At 72.1% G+C, this 2,712-nt stretch carries 2 protein-coding genes; one reads left to right on the forward strand and one right to left on the reverse strand.

Annotated features, from left to right (window positions below; translation table 11 throughout):
* The coding region (locus VB737_RS16150; RefSeq protein WP_500314459.1) for a cation:proton antiporter at positions 1-1,395 on the reverse strand (1,395 nt) is incomplete at its 3' end.
* Between the two features lie 128 nt (positions 1,396-1,523).
* Here VB737_RS16150 and VB737_RS16155 point away from each other — a divergent pair.
* A partial coding sequence (locus VB737_RS16155) for an aromatic ring-hydroxylating dioxygenase subunit alpha (protein ID WP_500314460.1) occupies positions 1,524-2,712 on the forward strand: 1,189 nt, incomplete at its 3' end.

A 2,712-nucleotide genomic window follows, 5' to 3' on the forward strand; every position in this document is an offset into this window, starting at 1 on the left:
CCGGTGCACAACGGGATGGGGCCCGCGGCCCGCCCCGGCCTGGCGGGGCGAAACCACCACCAGGGGCAGCACCGAGCCCTGGTGGCCCGCCTCACCGTCGATCAGGCGGCCGGCCAGCGCCAGCAGGACTTCCTCGCTGCGGACGTCGCTGATCGGCACCAGCACCCGCAGGGCCCGCCGCACCAGGGCCAGCTGGCCGCTCTCCTGCAGGCTCAGGTCCTGGGAGCGACGGCTGGCCATCCGGGTCATCGCCACCGTGGTCAGGATCGGCCCCAGGGTCGCGGTCACCACCATCAGGGCCAGCACGCTGTTGAGCATCCGCTCATCCAGCAGGCCCTGGCGGAAGCCCACATAGGTGGCGGCCAGGGTGGCCGCCACCTGGGGCAGCGACAGCGACCAGAGGGTGAGCATCTGGGGCCCGTCGTAGCGGTACAGCAGCCCCGAGCACCAGGAGGCCAGCCCCTTGCTGGCGACCAGGCACAGGATCAGGGCAACCGCGAAGGCGGAGCCCGTCATGGTGCTCACGAACACCGGCACATCGAGCAGCAGGCCCAGATCGATGAAGAACAGGGGGATGAACAGGCTCGCCCCCACCACCACCACCTGCTCCTTGACACGGCCGTCCGGCAGCACGCCGTTCACGGCCAGGCCGGCGAGGAAAGCGCCGACGATCTTCTCCACCCCGGCCAGCTCGGCCCCCACCGCCGCCAGGAACAGGGCCAGCAGCACCGCCACGAACAGACGGCTGTCGCCGTCGACGCTGCGGCGGATCAGGCCGCGGCCCAGCCAGCGGATCAGCAGCAGCACGGCGGCGGCATAGACGGCCACCTTGAGCAGCAGGCCCACCACCCCTCCGGCGCTCAGTTGGCCCTGCCCCAGGCTCACGCAGAGGGCCAGCACCACCAGGGCGGCGATGTCGGTGAAGATCGTGCCGCCGATCGCCACCGTGACGCACTCTTCCCGCATGGCGCCGAAGCTGCGCACGATCGGGTACCCAAGGGGGGTGTGGGAGGCGAGGATCGAACCGATCAGCACGGCGCTCACCGCCGGGTAGCCGTAGACAAACCCGAGCACGGTGCCGGCCAGCATCGGCAGGGTGAAGGTGAGCAGGCCGAAGCGGAAGGACCGGGCCCGGATCCGCCGGAACTCCCCCAGGTCGATCTCCAGCCCGGCGATGAACAGCAGATAGATCACTCCCACATCCGAGAGCAGCCGCACGGTCTCGTTGCCGGACGCGAGCCAGGCGAGGCCGTGGGGGCCGATCACCACCCCCGCCGCCAGCAGCCCCACCAGATCCGGCAGCCGCAGCGGCCGCACCAGCGGTGGCACCACCACGCTCAGCACCAGCAGCAGGGCGAAGATCGCCAGGGGATTGCCAGCCAGGAAGGTGCCCACGGGGATCGGGAGGGACGGCAGGGTGGTCCTCCAGGCCTTCCTAGGAGCGCCGCCACCGGAGACCATCCTCCCCGCGGCGTCTCGTAACGGGCCCGCACCTGAGCGCCCCCCCCACCAGAATCGGCACCATGACGCAGACCGCCTGGCGCCAGCACTGGTACCCCGTGGCCTACCTGCGGGACGTCGATCCCGCCAGGCCCACCGCCTTCACCCTCCTCGAGGAGGACCTGGTCCTTTGGTGGGACCGCGCCGGCCAGTCCTGGCGGGCCTTCGCCGATGTCTGCCCGCACCGTCTGGTGCCCCTGAGCCAGGGGCGCCTCAATGCCGGCGGTCAGCTCGAGTGCCCGTACCACGGCTGGAGCTTCGCCGGAGACGGCCACTGCACCGCCATCCCCCAGGCCGAGCCGGGGGCCAGCCCCAGCGCCGTGCGATCCCGCTGCCGGGCCTACGCCACCGCCGAGGCCCAGGACCTGCTGTTCGTGTTCGCCGGTGAGGCCGATGGCGCCGCGGCGGTGCCCCTGCCGCTGGTGCCGGTGCTGGAGGAGCCGGGCTGGTTCGTGCAGGACACCTTCCGGGACCTGCCGATGGATGCCCTCACCCTGCTGGAGAACGTGCTCGATGTGAGCCACGTGCCCTTCACCCACCACCGCACGGTGGGCAAGCGGGAGAACGCCGCCCCGGTGGGGGCGACGATCACCAGCTCCGGCCCGGAGGGGTTCACCGCCCTGTGGGAGGAGGGCCCCCGCAAGGGCACGCTCGGCAGCCAGCACACCACCTACGCCGCCCCCGGGTTGATGTGGCACGACCTCACGGCGCCCGGTTTCGCCCGCATCCTCACGGTGGTCTACGCGACGCCGATCCGCCGCGGTGAGTGCCGCCTGTTCGCCCGCTTCCCCTTCCAGTTCAAGTCCCGGCTGCCTCCCCTGCTGCTGGGCCTGCGGCCCCGGTGGCTGCAGCACATCGCCAACCACACCGTGCTGGAGGACGACCAGGTGTTCCTGCACTGGCAGGAACGGGTGCTGGAACAGCGGGGCCGCAGCGGCGGGGCCGAGCGGGCGTTCTTCCTGGCCACCGGCGCCGATGTCTACGTGAAGGCCCTGCACGACTGGGTCAACGACCACGACGGCGACCCCTTCCCCGGCCAGTCCCTGCCCCCCCGGCTCGATCGGGCGGCGCTGATGGACCGCTGGGAGAGCCATGGGCGCCACTGCGCCGCCTGCCGCGGCGCCCTTGAGGGACTGCGGCGCTGGCGGCCGCTGGTGCAGGCCATGCCCTGGCTGGCCCTGCTGGCGATCGCCTGGTGGCAGACCCCGCCGG

The sequence above is a fragment of the Synechococcus sp. BA-120 BA3 genome, assembly GCF_034931285.1.
Lineage (GTDB): Bacteria > Cyanobacteriota > Cyanobacteriia > PCC-6307 > Cyanobiaceae > Cyanobium.